19 protein-coding genes and 2 pseudogenes are annotated in these 25,952 nt (G+C 57.4%); 10 read left to right on the top strand and 11 right to left on the bottom strand.

What is annotated here, in order from left to right:
• The 4 genes from AC1ME2_RS21520 to gloB form a co-directional block, all read right to left on the bottom strand.
• Nucleotides 1-1,854: an extracellular solute-binding protein gene (locus AC1ME2_RS21520; protein WP_480436616.1), complete on the bottom strand. Its 1,854-nt coding sequence runs from the start codon at nt 1,852-1,854 to the stop codon at nt 1-3.
• Nucleotides 1,851-3,680, bottom strand: a complete 1,830-nt coding sequence (locus AC1ME2_RS21525; RefSeq protein WP_480436617.1) for an extracellular solute-binding protein — start codon at nt 3,678-3,680, stop codon at nt 1,851-1,853. The genes AC1ME2_RS21520 and AC1ME2_RS21525 overlap by 4 nt, the downstream gene beginning before the upstream one ends.
• Nucleotides 3,681-3,828: 148 nt before the next feature.
• Entirely contained in the window at nt 3,829-5,403 is a 1,575-nt protein-coding gene (locus tag AC1ME2_RS21530; RefSeq protein WP_480436618.1) for a LysM peptidoglycan-binding domain-containing protein, read from the bottom strand.
• A 99-nt stretch (nt 5,404-5,502) separates the two neighbouring features.
• On the bottom strand, nt 5,503-6,282 hold the full coding sequence (gloB, locus tag AC1ME2_RS21535) for a hydroxyacylglutathione hydrolase (RefSeq protein ID WP_480436620.1): 780 nt from the start codon (nt 6,280-6,282) through the stop codon (nt 5,503-5,505).
• A gap of 82 nt (nt 6,283-6,364) precedes the next feature.
• On the opposite strand from gloB, the gene AC1ME2_RS21540 reads away from it, so the two are divergent.
• The 7 genes from AC1ME2_RS21540 (at nt 6,365) to AC1ME2_RS21570 (ending at nt 12,823) form a co-directional block, all read left to right on the top strand.
• Nucleotides 6,365-7,123, top strand: a complete 759-nt coding sequence (locus AC1ME2_RS21540) for a class I SAM-dependent methyltransferase (protein WP_480436621.1) — start codon at nt 6,365-6,367, stop codon at nt 7,121-7,123.
• Between the two features lie 86 nt (nt 7,124-7,209).
• Nucleotides 7,210-7,662, top strand: a complete 453-nt coding sequence (gene rnhA / locus AC1ME2_RS21545; RefSeq protein ID WP_480442264.1) for a ribonuclease HI — start codon at nt 7,210-7,212, stop codon at nt 7,660-7,662.
• The gene (dnaQ, locus tag AC1ME2_RS21550; RefSeq protein WP_480436623.1) at nt 7,655-8,413 is read left to right on the top strand and encodes a DNA polymerase III subunit epsilon; all 759 of its coding nucleotides are present in this window, start codon (nt 7,655-7,657) and stop codon (nt 8,411-8,413) included. Before rnhA ends, dnaQ begins: the two co-directional genes overlap by 8 nt.
• A gap of 30 nt (nt 8,414-8,443) precedes the next feature.
• On the top strand, nt 8,444-8,998 hold the full coding sequence (locus AC1ME2_RS21555; RefSeq protein WP_480436625.1) for a GNAT family N-acetyltransferase: 555 nt from the start codon (nt 8,444-8,446) through the stop codon (nt 8,996-8,998).
• Nucleotides 8,999-9,208: 210 nt separating this feature from the next.
• Complete coding sequence (locus tag AC1ME2_RS21560) at nt 9,209-9,745, top strand: sugar dehydrogenase complex small subunit (RefSeq protein ID WP_480436628.1); 537 nt, start codon at nt 9,209-9,211, stop codon at nt 9,743-9,745.
• Between the two features lie 14 nt (nt 9,746-9,759).
• Nucleotides 9,760-11,349 carry a GMC family oxidoreductase gene (locus AC1ME2_RS21565; RefSeq protein ID WP_480436630.1) on the top strand — a complete coding sequence of 530 codons (1,590 nt, stop codon included), beginning with the start codon at nt 9,760-9,762 and terminating at the stop codon, nt 11,347-11,349.
• Nucleotides 11,350-11,359: 10 nt separating this feature from the next.
• Nucleotides 11,360-12,823, top strand: a complete 1,464-nt coding sequence (locus AC1ME2_RS21570; protein ID WP_480436631.1) for a c-type cytochrome — start codon at nt 11,360-11,362, stop codon at nt 12,821-12,823.
• Nucleotides 12,824-12,892: 69 nt separating this feature from the next.
• Here the strand turns inward: AC1ME2_RS21570 and AC1ME2_RS21575 are convergent, their stop codons facing one another.
• Nucleotides 12,893-13,105: a hypothetical protein gene (locus tag AC1ME2_RS21575; protein WP_480436633.1), complete on the bottom strand. Its 213-nt coding sequence runs from the start codon at nt 13,103-13,105 to the stop codon at nt 12,893-12,895.
• A gap of 315 nt (nt 13,106-13,420) precedes the next feature.
• Here AC1ME2_RS21575 and AC1ME2_RS21580 point away from each other — a divergent pair, with 315 nt between their 5' ends.
• Nucleotides 13,421-13,981 (top strand): NADPH-dependent FMN reductase, encoded by a 561-nt coding sequence (locus AC1ME2_RS21580; RefSeq protein ID WP_480436636.1) that lies wholly within the window; start codon nt 13,421-13,423, stop codon nt 13,979-13,981.
• A 192-nt stretch (nt 13,982-14,173) separates the two neighbouring features.
• Nucleotides 14,174-19,432, top strand: coding sequence for a dermonecrotic toxin domain-containing protein (locus AC1ME2_RS21585; protein ID WP_480436637.1), 5,259 nt, complete (start codon nt 14,174-14,176; stop codon nt 19,430-19,432).
• Nucleotides 19,433-19,513: 81 nt separating this feature from the next.
• Here AC1ME2_RS21585 and AC1ME2_RS21590 read toward each other — a convergent pair whose 3' ends face one another.
• The 3 genes and pseudogenes from AC1ME2_RS21590 to antC all read right to left on the bottom strand — a co-directional run.
• Nucleotides 19,514-20,665, bottom strand: coding sequence for an acyl-CoA dehydrogenase family protein (locus tag AC1ME2_RS21590; protein WP_480436638.1), 1,152 nt, complete (start codon nt 20,663-20,665; stop codon nt 19,514-19,516).
• Nucleotides 20,666-20,668: 3 nt separating this feature from the next.
• Complete coding sequence (locus AC1ME2_RS21595; RefSeq protein ID WP_480436640.1) at nt 20,669-21,748, bottom strand: enoyl-CoA hydratase/isomerase family protein; 1,080 nt, start codon at nt 21,746-21,748, stop codon at nt 20,669-20,671.
• A 414-nt stretch (nt 21,749-22,162) separates the two neighbouring features.
• Nucleotides 22,163-22,367, bottom strand: a pseudogene (gene antC, locus AC1ME2_RS21600) (anthranilate 1,2-dioxygenase electron transfer component AntC); the annotation flags it as partial.
• A 17-nt stretch (nt 22,368-22,384) separates the two neighbouring features.
• On the opposite strand from antC, the pseudogene AC1ME2_RS21605 reads away from it, so the two are divergent.
• Nucleotides 22,385-22,564: pseudogene (locus AC1ME2_RS21605) on the top strand (helix-turn-helix domain-containing protein); the annotation flags it as partial.
• 24 nt (nt 22,565-22,588) lie between these two features.
• On the opposite strand, the gene egtB reads toward AC1ME2_RS21605, so the two are convergent.
• The 3 genes from egtB to cynS form a co-directional block, all read right to left on the bottom strand.
• A complete protein-coding gene (egtB, locus tag AC1ME2_RS21610) occupies nt 22,589-24,763 on the bottom strand; it encodes an ergothioneine biosynthesis protein EgtB (protein ID WP_480436641.1) in 2,175 nt (724 codons plus the stop codon).
• Between the two features lie 133 nt (nt 24,764-24,896).
• On the bottom strand, nt 24,897-25,265 hold the full coding sequence (locus AC1ME2_RS21615) for a DUF427 domain-containing protein (protein WP_480436642.1): 369 nt from the start codon (nt 25,263-25,265) through the stop codon (nt 24,897-24,899).
• 213 nt (nt 25,266-25,478) lie between these two features.
• The gene (gene cynS / locus AC1ME2_RS21620) at nt 25,479-25,949 is read right to left on the bottom strand and encodes a cyanase (RefSeq protein WP_480436643.1); all 471 of its coding nucleotides are present in this window, start codon (nt 25,947-25,949) and stop codon (nt 25,479-25,481) included.
• Nucleotides 25,950-25,952: the final 3 nt, after the last annotated feature.

Genomic DNA, 25,952 nt, shown 5'->3' on the forward strand with positions numbered 1-25,952 from the left:
TTATTGCTCCACGCTCGCCGGCTCGGCTTGCTCAGGGGGTTGTGCAGGGGTCACCGGCTTGGCGTCGGGTTTTACCCACCAGGTCGAGGTGGCGACGTCGTACAGCGGTGTCACCTTGGGGTGGTCGATGTGGTCCCAATATGCCACGCGCCAGGTCTTGATATGCCAGTTGGGGATCACGTAGTAGCCCCAGAGCAACACGCGGTCCAGCGCACGGGCGTGGGTGATCAGGCTTTGCCGTGAGTCGGCGTTGATCATGCCGTCGACCAGGGTGTCGATGGCCGGGTCTTTGAGGCCAATGAAATTGCGGCTGCCAGGTTTGTCTGCGCTGGAAGAGTCCCAGTATTCACGTTGTTCGTTGCCCGGCGAACTGGACTGCGGGAAGCCGCTGACAATCATGTCGAAGTCACGCGAGCGCAAACGGTTCACGTATTGCGACACGTCGACCCGGCGCAGCACCAGGTCGATGCCAAGGTCGCTGAGATTGCGCTTGAAGGGCAGCAGGACGCGTTCGAACTCGGTCTGCGCCAGCAAGAACTCGATCTGCACGGGCTTGCCCTGGGCGTCGACCATCTTGTCGTCGACGATGCGCCAGCCGGCCTCTTGCAGCAGTTGAAAGGCTTTGCGCTGTTGCGGCCGAATCATGCCGCTGCCATCGGTGACCGGCAACTTGAATTCGTCGCTAAACACCCGGTCAGGTATTTTTCCACGTAACGGCTCGAGTACGGCCAGTTCTTCTTTGCTCGGCAAGCCGCTGGACGCCATGTCTGAATTGTCGAAGTAGCTTTTGGTCCGTGTGTAGGCGCCGTTGAACAGCTGCTTGTTGGTCCACTGGAAATCCAGCAGCAGGTTCAGCGCTTCTCGTACTCGCACGTCCTGGAATATCGGGCGCCGCAGGTTGAAGACAAAACCCTGCATCCCGGTAGGGCTGCCGTTGGGGATTTCGTCTTTGATCAACCGACCGGCGGTGACAGCAGGGGTGTTGTACGCGGTGGCCCAGTTTTTGGCGCTGATTTCGAGCCAATAATCAAATTGCCCGGCCTTGAGCGCTTCGAGGGCGACGGTGTTGTCCCGGTAGTAGTCGATGGACATCGTGTCAAAGTTGTAAAAACCACGGTTGACTGGCAGGTCCTTGCCCCAGTAGTCCTTGACCCGCTCGTAACGAATCGAGCGGCCGGCTTTGACCTCAGCCACCTTGTACGGGCCGCTGCCCAACGGGATTTCCAGATTGCCTTTGGCGAAGTCACGATGTTCCCACCAATGCTTGGGCAGGACCGGCAATTGGCCGAGGATCAGTGGCAATTCGCGGTTGTCGTTGTGCTTGAACTTGAACAGTACCCGCAGAGGATCTTCGGCGATTACCTGATCAACGTCGGCGTAGTAGCCGCGATACATCGGCGCGCCGTTTTTGATCAGGGTCTGGAAGCTGAACACCACGTCTTCGGCGCGGATGGGATGGCCGTCCTGGAAGTGGGCTTCGGGGCGCAAATAGAAACGGACCCAGCTATTGTCCGGTGCTTTTTCGATTTTGCCGGCAATCAGCCCGTATTCAGTGAAGGGTTCGTCCAGACCCTGTCGGGCGAGGGTGTCGTAAATCATGCCAATGTCTTGAGCCGGCACGCCTTTGTTGATAAAGGGATTGAGGCTGTCGAAGCTACCAAAGCCAGCCTCGCGAAAGCTGCCGCCCTTGGGGGCATCCGGATTGACGTAATCGAAATGTTTGAAATTGGCAGGGTATTTCGGCGCTTCGTTGTACAGGGTCAATGCGTGTTCGGGGGCGGCCAGGGCTACGCAGGCCACGCCCATCAGCAACATGCCGCTGGCCCGCATCAGCAGGGAGCGCATAGCAATCATTGGGTTTTCTCCGAAGGCTTGAGCCACCACGCACGCAAACCCAGGGTATAGGGTGGGGTGGTGACCAGGGCGAACCGGTTGCGGTACGCCAGGCGATGGTAATCGAGGTACCAGTTGGGGATGCTGTAGTACTGCCAGAGCAACACCCGGTCTAGAGCCCGGGCTGCGGCGAGTTGTTCATCGCTTGACTGTGCCGCCAGTAGTTGATCAAGCAGGTTGTCGACCACCGGACTGGAAACACCCGCGTAATTTTTGCTGCCTTTGATGCCGGCCTGGCTTGAATGGAAGTACTGCCACTGCTCGAGGCCGGGGCTGAGGCTCTGGTTCAGGGTCATCAAAATCATGTCGAAATCGAACTGGTCCAGACGCTGTTTGTACTGGGCGCTATCCACCGTCCGCAAGCGGGCGTCGATTCCGAGGCGAGTAAGGTCTTCGACGTACGGCTGCAGTATCCGCTCGAGATTGGGGTTGACCAGCAGTATTTCGAAGCGCAGGGGCTGGCCGTTGCGATTGAGCAACCGCTGGTCGGACAACGTCCAGCCTGCTTCGGCAAACAGGCCAAGTGCCTTGCGCAGGGTTTCTCGGGGAATGCCACCGCCATCGGTCTTTGGCACATTGAACGGCTGGGTGAACAGGCTCGGCGGCAGTTGATCACGCCAAGGCGACAGCATCAGCCATTCGCGACCTGAGGGCAGCCCGGTGGCGGAGAATTCGCTGTTGGGGTAATAGCTCGTCGAGCGGGTGTAGGCGTCGCTGAATAGCGCACGGTTGGTCCACTCGAAATTGAACATCAGGCCCAGTGCCTCGCGCACCTTGACGTTGGCAAAGGTGTCACGCCGGGTGTTCATGAACAACCCTTGGGTCTGGGTCGGAATCTTGTGCGGGATCTGCGCCTTGATCACGTCGCCCCGGGCGACTGCGGGGAAGTTGTAGCCGTTCGACCAGTTTTTGGCCTGGTGCTCGATGTAGATATCGAACTCACCGGCCTTGAACGCTTCGAACGCCACATCGCTGTCACGGTAGAACTCGACCTCTACGCGATCGAAATTGTACTTGCCTCGGTTCACCGCAAGATCCTTGCCCCACCAGTCCTTGACCCGCTCGAACACCAGTCGTCGGCCGGGTTGTACGTGGGTGATCCGGTAAGGACCACTGCCCACGGGCGGTTCGAACGTGGTGGCCTTGAAATCGCGATTTTTCCAATAGTGTTGCGGTAATACCGGCAACTCACCCAAACGCAGGATCAGCAAAGGATTGCCTGCACGTTTGAAGACGAAGCGAATGCGATGGCGGCCAAGAATGTCGACTCGCTGCACTTCCTGCAGGGCGGTGCGGTATTGCGGATGTCCTTCCTTGAGCAGCAACCGATAGGAGAACGCCACGTCATACGCGGTGATGGGTTTGCCATCGTGGAAGCGTGCCTGCGGGCGCAGGTTGAAGACCACCCAGCTGCGGTCTTCACTGTACTCGACGGTTTGCGCGATCAGGCCGTAGCTGGAGGTCGGTTCGTCGCCTGACGGGTCGTATTGGCCGGTGCCGACCATCAAGGGTTCGTTGAGCTCGTTGACCCCGTATTGCAGGAAGTTCGGCGTCGAAATCGGGCTGCTGCCCTTGAGCGTGTAAGGGTTGAGCGTATCGAAAGTGCCAAATGCCATGATCCGCAAGGTGCCGCCTTTCGGCGCCTCGGGATTGACCCAGTCGAAATGGGTAAAGCTGGCTGGGTACTTGAGTACACCGAACTGCGCGTAGCCATAGCTTTCGCTGATGGTTGCGCCTGCGGGAAAGCTCAAGACCAGGCTAAGTAATAGCAGGAGGGGACGTATCAAGTCAGAGATCCGATCCAGGAGGCTTGGGCTTCTTGGGCGGTACAGTAACAGCTTGTATCCGTTGGAAAAAGACCGCCTCCCAGGCTGCCCCGGGCGGCGACTCCGGCTTCCTGCCCTGAAGTTATTTCGGGGCGGGAACCCGCCGATCTCAAGGGGCCTGGTACACGGTCAGGATCTGGCCTGGTTTGAGAGCATGGCCGCTGTGGGGGTTCAAGCGCTGGAGGTGTTCCATTTCGACGTTGAAACGTTTGGCCACCATGTACATCGAATCGCCCTTGCGAATCGTGTATTGGGTCGACTTCTTGTCGCTGCCTTTGCCTTTGCTTTTCCCTTTGGCGCTGATCATGTCCTGCATGACCAGGGTCTGCCCGACTTTCAGGTTTTGCCCGGACAGTTGGTTCCAGTGCTGCAGGTCTTTGACCTCGACTTTGTTGGCTTTGGCGATAGTCATCAGGTTATCGCCCTTTTTTACCCGATAGTTGCGGCTTCGCGTGGGCTTGTCGCGGCTGGCCATTTCCTCGAATACCGGTCGTGCCGGGGTCATGCCGGGCTGGGTCGGAATGCTCAAGGCCTGACCCACGTGCAGGCTGTTACCAGACAGTCTGTTCGAATCCTTGAGCGAGCTGACCGACACCTGGTAGCGGCTGGCGAGGCTGACCAGGGTGTCTCCAGAGCGCACGCGGTATTGCTGCCAGTCCACCAGTTCCTGCGGTTTCATATTCGACAGGCTGGCGGTCAGCAGTTGTGCCTTGGCTGTCGGCACCAGCAAATGCTGCGGCCCGTCGATGGTCATGCGTTTCTTGAAGGCCGGGTTGAGCTGGAATAACTCGTTTTCGTCGATATTAGCCATGGCGGCGACCTTTGACAGGTCCATACGCTGGTTGAGCTCAACGACCTGGAAATAGGGCTGGTTGGCAATCGGGTTGAGGTTGACGCCGTAGGCTTCCGGTGCGAGCACCACTTGCGACAACGCCAGGAATTTTGGCACGTAATCCTGGGTTTCCTGCGGTAATGGCAGGTTCCAGTAATCGGTGGGCAGACCAAGCTTCTGGTTGCGTTCGATGGCCCGGCTGACGGTGCCTTCGCCTGCGTTATAGGCGGCCAGCGCCAATAGCCAGTCACCGTTGAACATGTCGTGCAGGCGCGTCAGGTAGTCCAGGGCGGCGATGGTCGAGGCGGTAATGTCGCGTCGGCCGTCGTAGAAGCTGGTCTGACGAAGGTTGAAGTAACGCCCGGTAGAGGGAATGAACTGCCACAGGCCCACGGCATCGCTGCGCGAGTACGCCATGGGGTCGTAGGCGCTTTCGATCACCGGAAGCAAAGCCAGCTCCAGCGGCATGTTGCGCTCTTCGAGGCGCTCTACGATGTAGTGCATGTACAGGCTGCCACGTTGGCCAGCGTTTTCCAGAAAGGATGGGTTGTTGGCAAACCACAGGCGTTGTTGATCGATACGTGGGTTTTGGCCATTGCCTTCTTGCAACTGGAAGCCCTGACGCATCCGTTCCCAGACATCCTGTGGCGCCAGCGGGGTCGGTTTGTCAGTGAGAAACATCGGTTTTTGCTTGATTCCAACGGCGAGATTTGGCGCGCGATGGCTGCTGATTTGATCGATTTGGCTGGTGGTGTGACAGCCAGCCAGGAGGGCGCTCAGGGCCACAGCGATAGCCTGGGCCAACCGGGTCAATGCGTCTGAATTGATGGCTTTGCGTATGGATGACGACATTGGCTGGGGGGTATTTCCAGGCGAAAATGTCGGGCGATTCTAGGAACCACCTCGCCAACGGTCAACCTTTCAGAATTTTCATGCTGATCGCGCCAGTCCTTAGAACTTATCTTTCCAGGCTCGTAAGCTAGCAAAAATAGCACTTGGAGACTGATTGTCTGTACCCGTCCGTTCGTCTATTTTTTCTTTAATGGATGTTTCGTGAGTACGAATGAACGGGTTGGTGCGTCGTTCCAGCGCTAGATTGGAGGGCAGGCTGATTCGATTTTCACTGCGCCATTGGCTGACTTGGGCAAAGCGTTCAGCGATGTCGACATTGCCCGGTTCGACCGCTTGGGCGAAGCGCAAATTGCTCAGGGTGTATTCATGGGTGCAATACACCAACGTGCTGCCTGGCAGCGCTGCCAGACGGCTCAATGACTGGTGCATTTGTTCGGGCGTGCCCTCGAACAGTCGGCCGCAACCTGCCGCGAACAGGGTGTCGCCGCAAAACAGCAGCGGCGCTGTCGGATCGTCGTGGTAGAAGGCGATATGGCCCAGGGTGTGACCGGGCACGGCATACACGGTAAAATTCAAGCCAAGTACGCTGATCGGGTCGTTGTCCTTGAGGGCGACGTCTCGCGCCGGGATGTTTTCGGCTGCAGGCCCCAGTACCCGAGCGCCGGTGGCTTTTTTCAGCTGCTCGACGCCGCCGACATGATCGGCATGGTGGTGCGTGACCATGATGTCACTGAGCTTCCAGCCAGGGTGCTGCTCCAGCCAGGCCAGAACCGGTGTGGCATCGCCGGGATCGACCACCGCACAGCGTTGGTTGGCAGTGTCTTGTAACAACCAAATGTAGTTGTCAGTGAAAGCGGGCAGGGCATCGATCTGTATCATGGCGCAGTTCGCTAAGCTGGAAACAATGGTGCATCTTAGAGTCTGTAGCGGTTCTACGCGAGCGCCCTCATGGAGAACACAAATGACCGATGAAGCTTTTGCCCAGGCTGATCCTGAATGGCTTGCGCTGATCAGTTCGGCCCGCACGTGGTTGTCCGGACCGCTGGGGCAACTGTTGCTGGATGAGGAACGGCGCGTGCTCGACGATGAGCTGGGGCGCTTCTTCGGCGGCTATCTGGTGCATTACGGCCCCTCTGCCGAGACGCCGCCGGCGGCCAAACAGGTCCAGCGTAACGTTCGTCTCGGTGCACCATTACCCGGTGTGGAAATCGTCTGTGAAGAACAGGCGTGGCCCCTGAGTGAGCACGCCGCCGACGTTGTGGTCATGCAGCATGGGTTGGACTTCTGCCTGTCGCCTCACGGCTTGCTGCGTGAAGCAGCCGGCAGCGTGCGCCCCGGGGGACATCTGCTGATTGTCGGGATTAATCCGTGGAGCGCTTGGGGGCTGCGGCATATTTTCGCCCATGATGCGTTGCGCAAGGCTCGCTGCATTTCACCGTCGCGGGTAGCTGACTGGTTGAACCTGCTGGGCTTTGCGCTGGAGAAACGACGCTTCGGATGCTATCGTCCGCCGCTTGCTTCCGCGGCCTGGCAAGCACGACTGGCCGGGCTGGAGCGCCTCGGCGACGGTTGGCAAAGCCCCGGCGGCGGCTTCTATTTATTGGTCGCACGCAAGATTGTGGTCGGTCTGCGTCCCGTGCGTCAGGTGCGGCGCGAGCCCATGGGCAAACTGCTGCCATTGCCGATGGCCAAGGTCAACCGGCGCAATCCGCAGCCGTAAAGCGTCACGCAAGACACGCCGGCTGAAGGTGTGTCGATGAAAGTTCGGTGGAAAGCCAGATGGAAGGTTTGATGGAAAAGGTTGCAATGAGCGAAAGCGTCGAAATCTTCACCGACGGCGCCTGTAAAGGTAATCCTGGCCCCGGCGGCTGGGGCGCCTTGCTGGTGTGCAAGGGTGTCGAAAAAGAACTGTGGGGTGGCGAAGCCAATACCACCAATAACCGGATGGAGCTGACCGCTGCCATTCGTGGCCTTGAAGAACTCAAGCGGCACTGCGAAGTGCTGGTGGTCACCGACTCCGAATATGTCATGAAGGGCATGAAGGAATGGCTGGTCAACTGGAAGAAACGTGGCTGGAAAACCGCCGCCAAGCAACCAGTGAAAAATGCCGATCTGTGGCAGTTGCTCGATGAACAGGTCAATCGCCATACCGTGACCTGGAAGTGGGTACGTGGGCACACCGGTCATCATGGCAACGAGCGTGCAGACCAGTTGGCCAATCGCGGCGTGGATGAAGTAAGAGGCATCAAACATGCGTAGTGTCGTACTCGATACCGAAACCACCGGTATGCCCGTCACTGATGGCCACCGGGTCATCGAGATCGGTTGCGTCGAGTTGATCGGCCGCCGTCTGACCGGGCGGCATTTTCACGTGTACCTGCAACCCGATCGCGAAAGCGATGAGGGCGCGATCGGCGTCCACGGTATCACCAACGAGTTTCTGGTGGGCAAACCGCGCTTCAATGAGGTCTCGGAGGAGTTTTTCGAGTTCATCAAGGGCGCGCAGCTGATCATCCACAATGCCGCGTTCGACGTCGGTTTCATCAATAACGAATTCGCCTTGATGGGGCAGCGGGACAAGGCTGATATTACTCAGCATTGCACCATCCTCGACACGTTGGCGATGGCCCGAGAGCGTCACCCTGGCCAGCGCAACAGCCTCGATGCACTGTGCAAGCGTTACGGGGTCGACAACTCCGGCCGTGAATTGCACGGTGCTCTGCTCGATGCCGAGATTCTCGCCGACGTTTACCTGACCATGACCGGTGGGCAGACCAGTCTGTCTCTGGCGGGCAATGCGACGGACGGCAATGGTTCTGGCGAAGGCTCGGGCAACACCGCCAGTGAAATTCGCCGCTTACCCGAGGGTCGGTCACCGGCTCGGGTTATTCGTGCCAGTGACAGCGAAATGGCCGAGCATGACGTGCGCATGGCGGCGATCGCAAAATCGGCCGGTGCGCCTGCATTGTGGGTGCAGTTGCAAGAGGCACACGCGCAGACGGCTCAGTAAGTACCTATTCTCCGATAACGCAGTGGTGTTATGACTCAGGCAAACCCGGCACTCTCCATTCGAGTCGCGGATGAGTGCTTCGAGGATTACATCCTCAACAGCGAATTCACCTTCACCGTCAGCGGCTATGCACTGGCGCAAGTGGGCCAGCGCGTCGAGTGCTGGGAAATCGAACCGGTCGCGCCTTATTGCAAGAATTACGGGATCGACTCCCAGGAGTTCTGCCATTACCGGGACGCAGCCGACAGCACGGTGTTGGTGGCCTGGCTGGGCGAGCGTGCTGTGGGCCATGTGGTACTCAGTACTCACTGGAATGGCTTTGCCCATGTCGATGAACTGGCTGTTGACGCTTCGGCGCGCCGCAATGGTGTGGCCCGTTCACTGCTGGAGGTTGCGCAGTTCTGGGGGCGCAAGCGCTGCCTGCCGGGTTTGATGCTCGAGACTCAAAACAATAACCTGGCGGCCTGCAAACTCTACCAGCGTTGCGGCTTTGTGGTGGGTGGCATCGATCACATGCTGTATCGGGCCATCGATCCTGAAACACGGGAAACTGCGATTTTCTGGTACTTGGTGTTTGAAGATTAATCTCCACGGATAGCTGAACTTTTTAGGGCGACGGTTTGTCTGCTGTCGACACCCTATGGTATTCAGTGCTTTCAACTTTTTAATATAAATACGTCGTATTTAGATTGGGTGTTTGTCCGTTGATTTCGAGAGCGAATCAATGGATGAGCCTGATGACCTAATGCCGTGCCTCAAACAGTGTGTACGTTATCGACAGGCCAGGAGATACGCGTGATATCCCGCAGAAAATTACTTTACGCCGGTGCCGCAGTGGTCGGCGTCGCACTGGGTTCGCCGCTATGGGTGGGTTCAGTGTTGGCCCAGGAAGTGAGCGCCGCGGCCAACAGTGATGTGGAGCAGTTCTACCAGCTGTCGTTGTTTCTGACCGAACGCCAGGCACTGGACCGGAATGTGTCATTGCGGGTGCTGGCGATGTGTACGCAGGAAGACAGCCTGTTCCCCGAGAAGATGAAAGCCTTGTGGGGCAAGATTCAGCAACAGCCACTGGCGAATGTCGGCCTGCTGCAGCAAAGCCCGTTCTATCAAGACGAGGTGCTCAAAGCTACGGTGCAGAAAATCGTCTCTGCCTGGTACCTCGGGTATATCGGAACGCCGGTGTCTCAGCGTGCCGTGGATGACACGCGACTGATTACCTATACCGGCGCGTTGATGTACGAGCCGACGCGTGACGCCACGGTTATTCCGAGTTACTCCCGTGGACACACCAACTACTGGGTCGATCCTCCGGCCACGCTAGCCAATGATTGATACAAGGTGCACACATGAATCAGTCCTTTGATGCCGATGTGATCGTTGTAGGTTCAGGGGCGCTGGGCAGCAATGCCGCTTTTGAATTGGCCAAACAAGGCAAGTCTGTGATTATTCTGGAAGCGGGTGTGCATATTCCCCGCTGGAAGATTGTCGAGAACTTCCGTAATGCGTCGAACAAAAGCAACTACAACGCTCCTTATCCCAATGAGCCTTGGGCTCATCACTCCTACGATGAAGACTATATCGAGAACACAGGGTCGTTTGATTTCCGTCCGGGCATGTTGAAACTGGTGGGCGGAACAACGTGGCACTGGGCGGCAGCGTGCTGGCGCTACCTGCCCAATGACATGAAGTTGAAGACCTTGTATGGCGTCGGCCGCGACTGGCCGATGGAATACAGTGAGTTGGAACCCTACTATGTTCGCGCTGAAGTGGCGCTGGGGGTTTGCGGCAGCGATACGGATGACCAGAGCGGGCATGACGGCGATGCGTTTCCGCCGCGCTCCAGTCCCTACCCCATGCTGCCCGAAGGCGATACGTACCTGTTTCAGCGGCTTAAAGCGCGCCTGTCTCCTGCCGGTTATCACTTCATCCACGAGCCCAATGGCCGGGCGACTCAGCCGTATGATGGACGTCCCCCCTGTAGCGGCAATAACAATTGCATGCCGGTGTGCCCAATCGGGGCCATGTACAGCGGTGACGTACATGCCCGCCATGCTCAACAGGCCGGGGCCAAACTGATCACTGACGCCACCGCGTACAAACTGGAGAAGGGTGCCGATGACAAGATCATCGCGCTGCACTATCGAAGCTCCAAGGGGGATGACGTTCGGTTGACCGCCAAATATTTCGTGGTCGCCGCCCATGGTCTGGAAACACCGAAACTGTTGTTGATCTCCGAGGTGGCCAATTCGTCCGATCAGGTGGGTCGTAACTTGATGGATCACACTGGCATGGGCTTGCAATTCCTCGCGGATGAACCTGTCTGGCCGGGACGGGGTGCCGTGCAGCAGGGCGGTATTTTCAATCGCCGTGATGGGGACTTTCGCAAGGAGCGCGCCTCGGTCAAACATGCCATATCCAACAACGTCCCTAACGCCGCCGTCGCCAGACGGTTGATCGGCCAAGGTGTGTTCGGCAAGCAGCTCGATAATCAGATACGCCACGATGCAGCGCGTTGGGTTGATATATCGACTGTTTACGAAACCTTGCCACGGTCGACCAATACGGTTCGCCCCAGTACCACGCGCAAAGATGCCCTCGGAATACCCATGCTGGTGGTCAATTATGAAGTGGACGATTACGTCAAAGCGGCCAAGGTGGGTGTCGACGAAGACTACAAGGATTTTGTCCGCCTCATGGGGGGCACGGTCGTGACGGATAACACGGGTTGGCAGAACCGTGATCACCTGATGGGCACCGTTATCATGGGGGCGGACCCGAAAGACTCAGTGGTCAATCACGAATGTCGGACCCACGACCACGTCAATCTATTCCTCGCGACCACCGGGGTCATTCCTGCGTCAGGGACGATCAATCCGACGCTGACCGGTGTGGCCTTGAGCATTCGCCTCGCCGACATCATCGCCCGTGAAATTTAGGAAACCGCCCATGAATAGGCTCCATCGTCAGGGTCGGCTGTTATTCAAACGGGTCGCGCTCTGTAGCCTCCTGTCGTCATCCCTGGCATTTGCCGCAGCAGATGACCCCGCGCTGATCAAGCAGGGCGCGTACATCGCCCGAGCGGCGGACTGTGCTGCGTGCCACCGCACCGCTGAGAAAGGTGGTGAGGATTTTGCCGGGGGTTATGTCATCGATTCGCCCATGGGCAAGATCGTTGCCAGCAACATAACGCCCTCCAGGGACTTCGGGATCGGCAACTACACCGAGCAGCAATTTGCCGACGCCCTGCGTAAGGGTATCAATGCCCAAGGCAAGCATCTGTACCCGGCAATGCCTTATACCTCCTACCAGGGCATGAGTGATCAGGATGTTCACGCGCTGTATGCTTACCTGCAGCAGGGCGTGAAGCCGGTGGACAAAGCGGTTGCGCAAACCCATCTGGCGTTTCCGTTCAATATTCGTCAGGCGATGTTCGGCTGGAACCTGCTGTTCCTCGACGGTCATGGCTTTAAGCCCAATGCGCAAGTGTCCGATCAGGTCAATCGTGGCCGCTACCTCGTCGACAGCCTGGCTCACTGCGGTGCCTGCCATACGCCGCGTAATGTGTTGATGGCCGAAAATAACAGTCAGTACCTTGCGGGTGCCGCGCTGGGCGGCTGGGTTGCGCCCAATATTACGTCGGACGAGGTCAGCGGGCTGGGTGGCTGGAGCGATGATGGCTTGGTCCGGTTTCTGAAAAACGGCCATCTCGCTGACAAGGCCCAAGCCGCTGGCGGCATGGCTGAAGCCGTAGAGAATAGCTTCCGCTACCTCGGCGATGATGATTTGCAGGCCATGGCCGCCTATTTGAAAACGGTGCCCGCGATTCGCGACCCGCAGCAGACCAGCGTCGCCCTACGCGAGGTCAAACCGGTGGACATGAGCACCCTGGAGACAGGACAGGGCGATCAGCTTTCGCTGGCGGACTCGAGCGGTACTGATGGGGCGCGGCTCTATAATTCGGCCTGCTCCAGTTGCCATGGTCGAGACGGACAGGGCACGGGAGACAGGTTTTACCCGTCACTGAGCCAGAACCGTGCGCTCAACGGTACGCAGGCTAATAACCTGATCATGACTATTATTGCGGGCATTGACCGTAAAGGGGCTGACCTGGAAGTCAGCATGCCGGCATTTGCCGATCAACTGAACAATCAACAGATTGCGGCGATTGCAAACTACAGTCTGCAAACGTTCGGTAATCCGAAGCTGTCGGTGACGGAGGGGGATATCGAGAAGATGCGCCGAGGAGGCGATGTGCCGCTATTGATTACCGCGATGCCTTATCTGGAGTGGGCGGCCGGGTTGATCGTGTTGGGATTGGTGGTGGCGATTGTGATTTATAGAAAGCGCAAACGCGCCAATTTGATCATCACTAAAAAGAGAGACCTGAATCGCCGCCTGCGCCCAACTTAATTCAGGACGTTAAAGCGGCGCGCAGGTAACCAGGCGATTTAGCGCAGGCAACAACCCGGCACTCCCGACTCAGGGAGTGCGGGTCATTTTTACGCCGGACTGAAGCAACTCGAAGTCGTCTCCGCCCAAATGAGTAACTCGATCGCCAATGGCCAGACGGTAGGTCGAAACAGGCTCCGTGCCGCTGGCCGCATCGGGCTGTGATTCCTGGAATTCATGCACCGAGTAGACGCGGCCTTCCGCATCTCTTGCATGAAAATGTCGGACGAGAACTGAAGCCATTTGCTTTGTAACCTCTGAAGATAACCGCTCATTTGCACTGACATGCTAACACTGCGCGCTGACAATCGACGCCCACTTGTAAGGTAAGTCTGAACGAATTGGTTCAGTTGCAACACCCATGTCTTTCAGACCGCTGTTTTATAGGCGAGTTTTCCGGCGTTGAAAAAATAGTTTGAGCCGTTGGCCTGCGCGTGGCAGTTCGCTCTGCGCGGCGTTTTTGAAGGCTCAATCGCAATTATCGGCTCCGAAAACCAGACTAAACTCTCGCCTTCATCTATAACTGAAACCTCCCTTAATCAGTAGGCGGAAATCCTCATGAGCCAGGTCTATACGATCGCTGTTGTTGTCGGCAGTCTGAGAAAAGACTCGATCAACCGTAAGGTCGCGCTTGCATTGATAGCGTTGGCCCCCAGCAGCCTGAAGTTGAACATCGTCGAAATTGGCGATTTGCCCCTCTATAACGAAGATATCGATACGGCTACGCCGCCCGCCGCCTATACGGCGTTTCGCCAACAAATCAGCGCAGCCGATGGCGTGCTGTTTGTCAGCCCGGAATATAACCGTTCGGTGCCGGGCGTCCTGAAAAACGCCATCGACGTGGGTTCGCGCCCGTATGGCAAAAGTGCCTGGGCCGGCAAGCCGGGCGCCGTGATCAGTGCCTCGCCGGGGGCCGTCGGCGGTTTCGGCGCTAACCATCATTTGCGTCAATCCATGGTTTTTCTGAATGTACCGTGCATGCAGCAACCAGAAGCGTATCTGAGCAATGCCGGGACTTTTTTCGATGCGGCGGGCACGTTGTCCGAGCAAACCAAACCCTTCCTGCAGACGTTTATCAATGCGTTTGCGGCATGGGTCGAGCTGCTTAGGAAGGTTTAATGCCTGAAGGCAGTGCGTCAACCGCCTGCGGACACTGCCGGTGCCCGGCAAGGGTGTCCCCTCTGGAAAACGCCGCCTTGCGTTATGTACCGCAGGGCGAGCGTGGTACTTCGGTAAGTTTCTCTTTCACGTTCAACCACCGTCGCGGAATTCGTTCGGCGTGGTGGTTTTCAGCGCAAAAGGAAACTTGCCATGACATCCCCCTCTCGCCCGTACTTCCATACCGAATCGCTCAAAGACAGATTTTCCCAGGACCTGACCGACGCCGTCCTCACCGAACATATCGACGAGGACGAAGCGCGCTGGTTGCGAACGCTGGTGAGTCCATCTGCTCTGGTCGGGACGGTGATACCACCGCGTCTGGACAGCGTGATCAAAACCGGTGGTCTGCCCACTGACGTTGAACTGGCTGCTGCGGTGCAGATCAGCTACCCATCGAGCGATACCACCGTTTACCTCAGTACCCTGCTGTATGGCTTGGAGCGATTCGAGGATCGAGAACAATTACTCGCCATATTGCTGAAACGTTTCGGATCGCGAACAAGTGCTGTGCCAACGTTTGAAGATCAATTGATCGACGAGCCGTTGTTTGAGTATCGAATGCTGAAAATCATCGATCACCAAGTGGAAAAAATCGTTGAACTGGCCCAGCATTTAGAGCAGATCCCCTCACTGCAAGCGGTACTGAAATATACCCTGCAAGAGCAGATCAAGGCCGCAATACCCGGGACGTCGATCGATCCTTCGACGCACTTGCTGCAGATCATCCAATCAACAGCGCAGTCGTCAGTGAAGGATGTCACGGGCGTCCAGTCGCTCGTGGATGCTGCACTGGACGAGTACATCGGACGGGAATTGCCGCAAGGTACTGAGCGGCGCTTTCTGGGTCCGTTGGGTACAACCCTTGACCCGCATGAGGCGCAACCTCAACAACAAGCGCTGTCTGACACGGTCAAGGGGCTGCAAACGTCTTTTGTTAATCGACTGGGTCATTTTTGGTGGTCACCGGTCGGCCATGGCCAGACGCGTCGTGAATACGTTGCTGCTGCGTTGGCCGAATGCTTCCGACAGGAGCTACTGGCACGCAGGCACGACGCCACGCTCGACGCTCATGAGTTTCGACGACTGAGTTCACTGTTAGATCCGTCTCTTGAACAATGGGGCGATGGCGGTCAGGTTCACCTCAGGAAACTCACGCTGTCTCTTGATAATCGAGAGCCGTCGACGCTGGCGGGCGTATTTATGATGGAATCGGTTGTGCCGTCGCTGTCGGAACTGTTGCTCTATTCAGTCGAAAAGGGACTGCGTTCGTTTCTAGATCGAGCGGCATTAAACGCGCATTTCGACACAGACGAAGGACGCACAGAGCTGCTGCAATACCTGTCGTTGGACGATCATGTTCGGGTGCTTACGCCGGCCAGGTTGCAGTTGGCGTATGAAAACATCGATGGGCCCTTGTTTCTGGATCGAATCGATTCGGTCATCGCCTTGCAGGGCCTTAATCTGGCTTTCGTTATCGGTCAGCCTCGCAAGGACCGCAATCAGGCTGCCGTCATGATTGACGATGCATTGGATATTCGTCATCTGATTGACCATCGCCTGTCGCGGCTTGGAGGCGGCGGTCGATGGCGCGAGGTACCGGGCACGTTCGATGAAACATGGCCCCAGGCACCCTCGATCCCACTGGCACTACCACCTGCCAAGGCCGAAACCTCCGGGCTCCGTCCATCCTGGCAAGAACTGATGCAGACGCTCGATGGCGATGCCCGACTTATCTGGCAAGCGCACCCGAGTATCGAATCCTGCGCCCGCGATGTGCTGAACAAGCAGTTGGCCATCCTGGGTGAGGGGCGTCTGGATGCGAAGGATGTTCAAGTGCAGCTCATTGAGGCGCTGCCTGTCGAGGCGCTGAGAGATACTGCAGAAGCCCCGCCTGTCGTAGTCAGTCCGACAACGGCCCCCGTCGATCTGGTCACCCTGCTGCTCGACCGAGTGAGTGGTCATCGAGCGGCTGATGTGCCCGTCGACAGTCGGATTATCCTTGCCCCGGCAACTATTGCGCAGACGGGCCCCGTCACACTGCTGACACCGGCGTTGGTCGATCATCTGCTGAAATACGCGCACGCCCAGTTTTCCGCGGCGCTGGCACGCCAGACCAAGCGGTTCCACACGCACGCACTGCGTCAGGTCAATACCCAATTGCACCCTGGGGCGTTGTCGTGCGAAATAACGGCAGGGCTGCTTCGCCTGGAGCTGGATCTGGAGGGCCGTCTGGACGAACTCGATCAGCAAGAGCAGGTTATGGTCGAGCAAGTGCTGAGTTACCCCGTGCGCAGCCTGCGCCGGGTGTTTGGCGACGCCATCGTCGAAGTCTGTGCCCTGTCGTACACCTATGACGAGACGCTTCCGTCGGTGCAGATGACCAGCCTTTTCATGCTGCATCAACCCTCACTCGCCCCCCCTGGTGTAGTGCTCTGGTCTCCATTGTTGGGTATACGTCGATTCGACTCACTTGTTGATCTCAAGCAATTGTTGGTTGCCAAGCTGGTAAGCACTCACCACCGCGAGCAGTGGCTGGATTTTTTTCCCGAGCCTGAACAGGGCATGATCCGCAAGCACCTGGAGCACACCAATGGCAACCGGATGTCTATCGACACTGTTCAGTTGGATGAGCATTTTATTGAGCAGTTGCAACGGGTTGAGCAGGACCGACAATGCAAGGCTGTCGAACACGCAGTTCAATTCGCAACGCGCTGCCGTGTGGAGACGAAACTGCTCAGCAACCTCGTAACCGCTGCCCAGGCTAATGACCAGATGGATGCAGCGCTGGATGCCATGTCAGGCGCAATTCAGCGAGCTCTGTTCGAAGCGCAACTGCCGGACTGGATGAAAAAAGCCTCGATTGAGGACTTGCAGAAGTATGCCGACGTACTCAAGCGTTACTACCGGGTCGGTAATCCGAAAAAAGATTTTTTATTCGGCATTCCTTACCTAAAGGCGTACGCCCGCGAAAAAATACTCGGCCAGTTGGGTATCGACTTCCCCGGCCAGTCGTTCGACCCGGACACCTTGCAGATAACCCTTACGCGATACGTTGGAACCCCGGTGGGGACTGGACAGACGCCTTCTTTCCTGCCCGCTGTGACCGACGTCAGCACCGAAACATTGACCGAATACTCGCTTAATCATTTTTCGACGATCCAGGGGGCGAGCCTGGCGGTGAGTTCAACTGAAGAAAGTCCGGCTTCCCTGCTGTTGACGCCCACCTACCTTAGGGGGTTGATCCACACGCTGGATGTGGGAGCGCATTATCAGCAACTGCTGGCGCAAAAATTGGACAGCAGTCATCCGGACCACAGTCTCCGCAGAGGTTTATTTTTCAAGCAGTTGCCAGGGCTGATGATCGAAACTGCTCTTCAGCAAAAGCTTGAAGAGCAGCTCAGTGCCAGTGCCTACGATTACATACAGGGCCTGATGGACATGCCTGATGGTCTTGCCCGGCAACCTGTACATGAAGAGGACATTGTCCTGTGTCCGCTTCGACTGATCGCACAGGCGGGTGCCACGGCGGATAGTGTGCCCGGCTTTTACGTCATAGGCCCAAAGGATTCATCTCAGGGTCCGGTGATCCTGTATTCGATTTTTAATCAGAATTTTTGCTTCAAGGAGTACGCTGACAACGCCAGCCTGCTGCAGGACATACGTACATCGAGCAGTCTGCAGACGCAGCTTATGCAGCGTGTCACACCCGAGGTGCAGACGCGTTATGGCCATCACAGCTTCCTTCTGCCACCGGTGTGGAGTACCGAGTTCTATACGGATTTCCCAATGTTTCCATTAGGGCCTGTCACCCTGGACAGCGAACCGGTTGAGGGCAACGTTTTGCAGTATCTGTTCAGTGATGCCGTGAGCGTACTCAAGGAAATAGCGAAAAAGCAGACAGTGACCACCGCCCAGGCTGATTGGGAGTCGTTCACGTATCTGATGACACTTCAGGCCGAGCAGGTCCTTATTTTTCTGCCTGGCGATCTCGGCCTGCTGGTTGCTAACTGGCAAGCGCTATCGTTACTTCAATCATCAGCCACCTCGGCCGTCAGTCGACACTGGGGCGAGGCAGTGTCGGAGTTTACCGCTGCTTTGGCCGTTTTTATTTCGGCCAAACAGTCAGCGCCGGAGGTCGACGAACCAGCCATTGAGGTGCTGAGAGACCTTGACTCGCCGCTAGAATTTTCCTGGCGAAATGCTCAATTGCCTCCAGACGTAAAAGTCCGTTTGCAAGCGTTTGAAGCGTCCGATATCGCATTGAGCGATTTGATGAAAGATGAGCTGTACAACCTTTACCAGGCGCCCTTGACGCTGAAAAAATATGCGGCTGTCGCCGGCAAGGTTTATCAGGTACAGCTACAGGATGAGGGGGGCTGGCGCATCGTCAGTGGTGACAACGTTGGGCCGAACCTGAAACTCAATGATCATCAGCAATGGGAGCTCAATGTGCGTTGGGGGCTGAGGGGTGGAGGAGGGCTTCTCACTCGGCCCAAATCGCCTGATGCTTTCACTCTCAATGAAGTCGACGCAGCGGTCGATCAGACGTTCGGGGTGCTGGCCAGTGGAATGCCCGCGATACGTTTGAGGTATCGAGACCACGCGCGCAGGATTGGTCGCGCCCATCTGCAATCCAAACACTATCTCGAGAGCTGCCTGGAAAACCTGAACGTGCGGACGCCCGCTGCACCGCTCAATGCACAGGTCAACCAAATCATTAACGAGTTCTTTGGTGTACAGACGCCGAGTGCAGGGCTTGTCGACGCAATCAAAAAGTCGACAACAGGCTTGTTCAACGCCGTGATGGATGTCTCTTTGGCACCTTATTCTTCACCCCGGTTTGTCATGGGATTGAATCGGGCAGGGTACGAAACCACTGTCGCGTTCACGCTTAAGGCTGATCCACTCCAGCGTATATACCTGAGCGAGCGGTTCTTTGATGTTTCGAAATATGACCTCAAGCCTCCAGCCGTTGGCAGAGCGGGTTTCAATCTGAGTACCCATTATCGAGCGGCTGTACTCATCCACGAACTGTCTCACCTAAGCAATGACACGCACGATATCGCTTACCTGGAGTCTACGGCCCCTTTCCTCGATCTGTTGGCCAGCAGCACGCCGGACCAGGTTCGGATCAAATCCGATCTGGAGGAGCTGCATCATCGCTATCTTTCGCATCAGACCCCGGCCAATCAGCTGTTCAAACACTTTAAAAACGGCCGGTGGCAAGATATCAATGATGAAGGGGAGGGTAAGCAATTCGTTCTGAACGTCACCGGACAAAAAAAACTGGTAGACGCTCGCCCGGTTTTTCTGGCCAATGCTGAAAAGCGTAGCGAAATAATGCTGGGAAACGCTGACTCTTTGGGCCTTCTCATCACGTTGTTGGGACGCAAGCAGTTCGCCCCTTGAACTGTTTTTCGGGTGCATTGAGGCTGCGTTGAAAAAGAGCCGCTTGAAAAAGCGGCTCGTTCCAACTCTTTTACCCGCGAATCAAATCGTGTAATGCCGCAACTCACGGGCGATGACCAAACGCTGGATTTCACTGGAGCCTTCGTAGATCTGGGTGATTCGCGCATCCCGGTAATAGCGTTCCACCGGATAGTCTTCCAGGTAGCCATAGCCGCCGTGGATCTGCATGGCTTTGGAACAGACTTTCTCAGCCATTTCCGACGCGAACAGCTTGGCTTGTGACGCTTCCGACAAGCAGGGTTTGCCCGCGCTGCGCAAGCGAGCCGCGTGCAGAATCAGCAGGCGTGCAGCGTTGAGTTGGGTGTGCATGTCGGCGAGCATGTTCGAGACGCTTTGGTGCTCGATGATCGGCTTGTCGAACTGCACCCGCTCGCGTGCATACGCCAATGCTGCGTCGAACGCGGCGCGGGCAATGCCCAGTGCTTGTGCGGCAATGCCTATGCGTCCGCCTTCGAGGTTGGACAGGGCAATGGCCAGGCCCTTGCCACGCTCGCCCAGCAGATTGGCGGCGGGGATGTGGCAATTGCTCAAGGTCACGGCGCAGGTGTCTGACGCGCGAATGCCCATCTTGTGTTCAGTACGGTCCACCACGAAGCCCGCGGTGTCGGTCGGCACCAGAAACGCCGACAGGCCTTTTTTGCCCAATTCGGGATCGGTCACGGCGAAGACAATGGCCAGCTTGGCGCGTTTGCCGTTGCTGACGAACTGCTTGGAACCATTGATGACCCATTCATCGCCCTGCAACTCAGCGCGGGTGCGCAGGTTGTGCGCTTCGGAGCCGGCCTGGGGTTCAGTCAGGGCAAAACAGCCGATGGCCTGGCCGCTGGCCAGTTGTGCCAACCACGTCTGCTTTTGCGCCTCGGTACCGTAATTGAGCACCGGACCGCAGCCCACCGAGTTGTGAATGCTCATGAGCGCACCTGTGGCGCCATCGCCTGCGGAGATCTCTTCCACGGCAAGGGCGTAGGCCACGTAATCGACATAAGTGCCGCCCCATTCTTCCGGGACCACCATCCCCAGCAGGCCCAATTCGCCCATCTTGGCGACCAGGGTGTCATCGATCCAGCCGGCTTTTTCCCACGCCTGGGCATAGGGTGCGATTTCGTTGCGGGCGAAGTCGCGCGCCATGTCGCGAATCATTACCTGTTCTTCTGTCAGTTCAAGGTCGTGCATGGCTTAGCCCTCATGGCCGTTAAAGAAGCTTTGGACATGCTCGGCACTGAGCGCCTGCACGGTGGGTGGATTCCACTGTGGATTTTTATCTTTGTCGATGATCAGCGCGCGGACGCCTTCGATCAGATCGCCGTGTTCGAACCACTGGCGATCCAGGTGCAGCTCCAGAGCGAAGCAGGCTTCAAGCGGCAAATGGCGACCGCGACGCAGCATCTCCAGGGTCACCGACATTGCCAGCGGCGAGCGGGTTTCCATCAGGGCTGCGGTACTCATCGCCCAATCGTGACTGTTAGCGATGGTGACTTCACGCAGTTGTTCGATGATGCTCGGGACATCCGGCAGGCCGAAGAAATGGTCGATGACCGGTCGCAGCTTTTCCAGGGGCGCATCGGGTAATTGCTGCACGGCGTTTTTCGCCAGCAGGCTTTGTAAATCTTTCAGCGCGTTGCCATTCCACACCAGGCTGTCCAGTTGCTGGTCCAGGTGCGGTAAAACTTCGCTGTTGAGGTACCAATCGGCCAACCCGCAATAAAGCGCATCCGCTGCACGAATCTGTACGCCGGTGACGCCAAGGTAAACCCCCAGCTCGCCTTGTACTCGCGACAGAAAATAACTACCGCCCACGTCCGGGAAATAACCGATGGCGACTTCCGGCATCGCCAGTCGGCTGCGTTCGGTGATAACCCGCAAGTCGGCACCTTGCGCCAACCCCATGCCGCCGCCGAGTACATAACCATCCATCAGCGCCAACACCGGTTTTCGGTAGTGGTGAATGGTCAGGTCGAGGGCGTATTCCTCGGCAAAAAAGTCCAGGTGCAGGGTTTGGCCGGCCTTGTAGCTGTCGTACAACGAGCGAATATCGCCACCGGCGCAAAAAGCCTTATCGCCGCTGCCGCGCAAGACCACGGCGTACACGTCATCATCCTGCGCCCAGGCGTCGAGCTGATCTTGCAGCAGGCGGACCATGTCCAGGGTGAGAGCGTTCAAGCCGGCAGGGCGGTTGAGGGTCAAGTGGCCGATATGGTTGCGAACTGTGGCGAGCACGGCGTCGTCAGTTCCAACGGATAAATCCTGGGCAGTCATGGCTATCTCTCTGCGGCTTTATTGTTCTGCTTCTCGTTTGGAACGAGAAATATCCCCGGATGCTAACAGTGCAAATTTGCAAAAGACAATCGGGAATTGTGCAGCAGGGCGATGCGTTTTTGCTTGGGCGGGCCTCTTCGCAGCGGAACGCGTAGTTGCAAGCCTGCTCCCACAGGGTATGCGGTCATCTGTGGGAGGCCTCGCCTCGCCGCGTCTTCGACGCCGCGCTGTCGCGCAGCAAACTGGTTTTGATTTGTGTGTCGCGATGGGTGGCGGCGTGTCAGGTACGCCGCCTTCGCGAACAAGACTGCGCGTCCCGGTTACTCCTACAGAGATTTTGATCTGCCTTTGGGGTTTGGAATGAATTGAGTATCGAATTACGGCAAGGTCCCTTCTCCAGAAGGCCGGAGCGGCAGCATCGCGAACGCCGTAGTACAGATGCACCGGCTGACCGCAGCCGCCGCGTTCGGCGATGTCATCGAGCATGCCCAGCAAGGCCGACAGCCCGGTGCCGCCCGCCACCAGAATAGGAACGCTTCGATTCACTGCCCGGTATGTGCAAGCGTGCGTACTGCCCGGGCAGGTAGTCCAGGCGTTGACCGTTGGCGCGGGCATCCACCTTGCAGGATGGCCGTGCTCAGCGCGGTCCGCCAGGAAATGCTCGAAGACCGTTCGGCGCGCAATATTTCGGTGATCGCCATGGGCTGGGGGTTTACTCACCTTGGACGCTTTTCCAGCGAATACCGCAAGCTGTTCGGCGAGACGCCAAGCGCCACGTTGCAACGCAACGAAGCCCGCCGGGCCCGCTCGGTTTAACACGTGCCGGACGCCTTGAATCGTCTACCTCGCCTTCAAGCAGAACAGCGCCACTTGCGGGGCTTCGCTCACCCAGTAATCACTCACTGACCAGTTGGCATCCGCCGCCAGTGCGGTAAACGATTCGACGGTGAACTTGTGTGAGTTCTCTGTGTGCAGGCGTTCGCCAGCGCTGAAGTGGAAGGTGTGGCCAGCGACCTTTACGACGTGTTCGCGGCGGCTCTCCAAATACATCTCTATGCGTTCCTCGGTTTCGTTCCAGAGCGCCAGATGGTCGAAAACCTCAACGTTGAAATCGCCATCGAGTTCGCGGTTGATACGGGTCAACAGGTTCTTGTTGAAGCGCGCCGTGATGCCTTCAGCATCGTTGTACGCCGCGACCAGGGTGTCGGCGTCCTTGACCATGTCTACCCCGACGATGAAGTGAGCGTGTTTGCCCAGCAGTGCATGGGTCGAACGCAGAAATTTCGTCGCTTGCTGATGGGTGAAATTGCCGATGGTCGAGCCCGGGAAGAACCCCACGCACGCGTGTCCGGCAACCTCGGCTGGCAATCGCAGGGCCCGACTGAAGTCGTCTATCTGGGGGGCAACGCTCAATGCCGGGTAGCTTTTTTTCAGCAGCGCGGCGGCCTTCTTCAGCGCATTGGCGCTGATGTCGATGGGTACGTACAGCGCTATCTGCGGCGCGGCGTCGAGCAGCAATCGGGTTTTCTCGCTGGCACCACTGCCGAACTCCACCAGGGCCGCGCCCTCGGGAATTGCATCGGAAATCTGCCGGGCAACCTGGGTCAACAGACCGGTTTCGGCGCGAGTCGGGTAGTACTCGGGGGTCTCGCAGATGGCCTCGAACAACTCGGAGCCAGCAGCATCATAGAAGTACTTGGGTGACAGGTTTTTCAGCGACGCCGACAGCCCGGCAATCACGTCGCGGGCGAATTCGCTGTCGTGGCTTTTCACTACGCCGGGCTGGCGTGCATCGCGGGCCAGTCGTAAACCGGAAAACATCCAGCGCTTTTCCGGGTGGAAAAAGTTGCGGTAGGTGGTGCGGGCGTGGCCGGGGGAGGTGACGCTGGCGCCACCGCGAAGGACCATCAGGTTGATCATGAACTTGCCGTTGTATTCGCCTACCGCGCTGGACGCCGGGTGAAACCCTGGATAGGCATTGTAGGCACTTTGGGTCCATTGCCAGGCGACGTCATCAACCTGCTCAAGCAGCCCGGCCTCCGCTGCAACTTCCCATTCGGCTTCCGTGGGTAGACGTGCGTCGGCCCAGAGGGCAAAGGCTGCGGCTTCGTAATAGCTGATGCTGATCACCGGCGCTGCCGGATCAATAGCCTCCAACCCGCGCAGGGTCATCTGGCGCCAGCCGTGTTCATCGTGTTGCCAATAGAGCGGTGCGTTCCAGCCATTTTCCTGCACTACCGCCCAGCCGTCCGACAACCACAGTCCGGCCTTGGTATAGCCGCCGTCTGCCATGAACGCCAGCCATTCGCCGTTGGTCACCAGACGGTCGCTGATTTCGAACGATTGCAAGTAGAGGGTATGCCTCGGCCCTTCATTGTCGAAGGCAAAACCTATGCCCTTGTGGCCTATTTGGGTCAGGCCACCTTTGAGCGGTTTGAACAGACCGCGACGTCCGGACACCTCTTTAGCCCAACGTGGGTCATAGGCAGGCTTGAGTGAGGACATGCTGAACAGGTGCAGGATGTCCATCAGCAACAACTCTTGGTGCTGCTCCTCATGGGCCAGACCCAGTTCAACCAGATCGGAAACGGTATCGGGCAGCTCGGATTGAAGCAAGGTTCGCATGTGTTCATCGACGTGCTTGCGGTAGGCCAGAACCCTGTCCAGGGTCGGACGTGTCATCAGCCCGCGTTGTGGCCGGGGATGACGGGGGCCGACGGCTTCATAGTAGGAGTTGAACAGGTAACCGAATGCTGGATCGAAGGGGCAATAATCGGCGACGTTTTCGGCCAGCAAAAACGTCTCGAAGAACCAGGTGGTATGCGCTATGTGCCACTTGGCGGGGCTTGCGTCCGGCATGGACTGAACGACCATGTCCTCAGCGCTCAGTGGTGCGATCAGGTTCTCGGTCCGGTTTCGAATGGCCTGGTAGCGCTTGAGCAGAGCGGTACCGGCGGGGATGTCGCGTAGCTCTCTTGAGGTGCTGGTCATCAGGTTCTCCGGCCATTCGGCCACTGCCAATCCTTCACTGTTTCCAAAGGGTGCAGGGCGTCATGCGTTTTTTTCATGACCAGGCCAGGACGAGGTGCTGATGCGCCTTTCCCCTGCCCGGAAAGTCATAAAGCGTTACGGCTCAGAAGCGCTTTGTTCAGCCCTGTACACCCTCGGTTTGGAAGGTCACCTGATCGGGGTAAAAGGCGACGTGCTCCTTTATTTCTACCACTGCCGGGTACGGGTCTTCGTATGTCCAAACGGCGTTTTCGGCGCTGTGCCCTTCGGCATTGAGGCTGAAGTAATGGGCGTCACCCTTGTAGGGGCAATAACTGTGATGTTCGGTGCGCGTGTAACGTTCAAGCCGAATGTCGGATCGCGGAATATAAAAGGTGGGCGGGTGGGTGCTTTCTTCGAGCATCAGTGCCTTTTCTGTCTGCGCGACGACGACGCCGTTGAAGTGCACGGTGACACGGCCATGGAACGGGGAGACGCTGATGGGATGGTTGGGGCCGGGGATTTTCATGGCGACCAGTCCTTAAGCGATAAAGAAGGCTACAAGCATAGTAGATGTCCATCATAAAAATAGGGATGAACGTATTATTTGCATCGAAGGAATAGGTTCACGCGTATTTCTTTCCTCAGAACGGATTCCTGCTCAATCGCCCAGCGGGTAAATCTCGGTATTTTAGTGTCTGGGTGTTGGCTCGCCGAGTACTTTTCGGCGAGCCCTACCACCTTAGAACGGTTTTAATGGCAGAAACTTGCCATCCAGCGTGATGACTGCGCGGGAGCCGCCTTCAGGGTCTTCAACTTTTTTGATGTCCAGTTTGAAGTTGATCGCGCTGATAATCCCGTCGCCAAATTGCTCATGAACAATGGCTTTCAAGGTCGTGCCATAGATCTGGATCATCTCGTAGAAACGGTAAAGGGTCGGGTCGGTGGGCACACCGCCGGGAATGCTGCCGCGTACCGGAATGATTTGCAGCCGGGCGATGGCATCGGCATCCAGTTCCAGACGTTCACCGACCCGTTTTGCCGCGCTTTCTGGCAATGGATGCTGGCCGAGCAGGGCGGCAGTCACATAGGCCAGGCTCAGCCCGGTGCCGTCGGTGAGGTCCTGCCAGGAGAGGTTCTTGCGCGCTTTGATCGCAAGAATGTCAGTGGTCAGGGCCAGGCTTGGATCTTGGTAAGCATGAGACTGTTGCATGGG

This window comes from Pseudomonas sp. ASL9 (assembly GCF_056680335.1).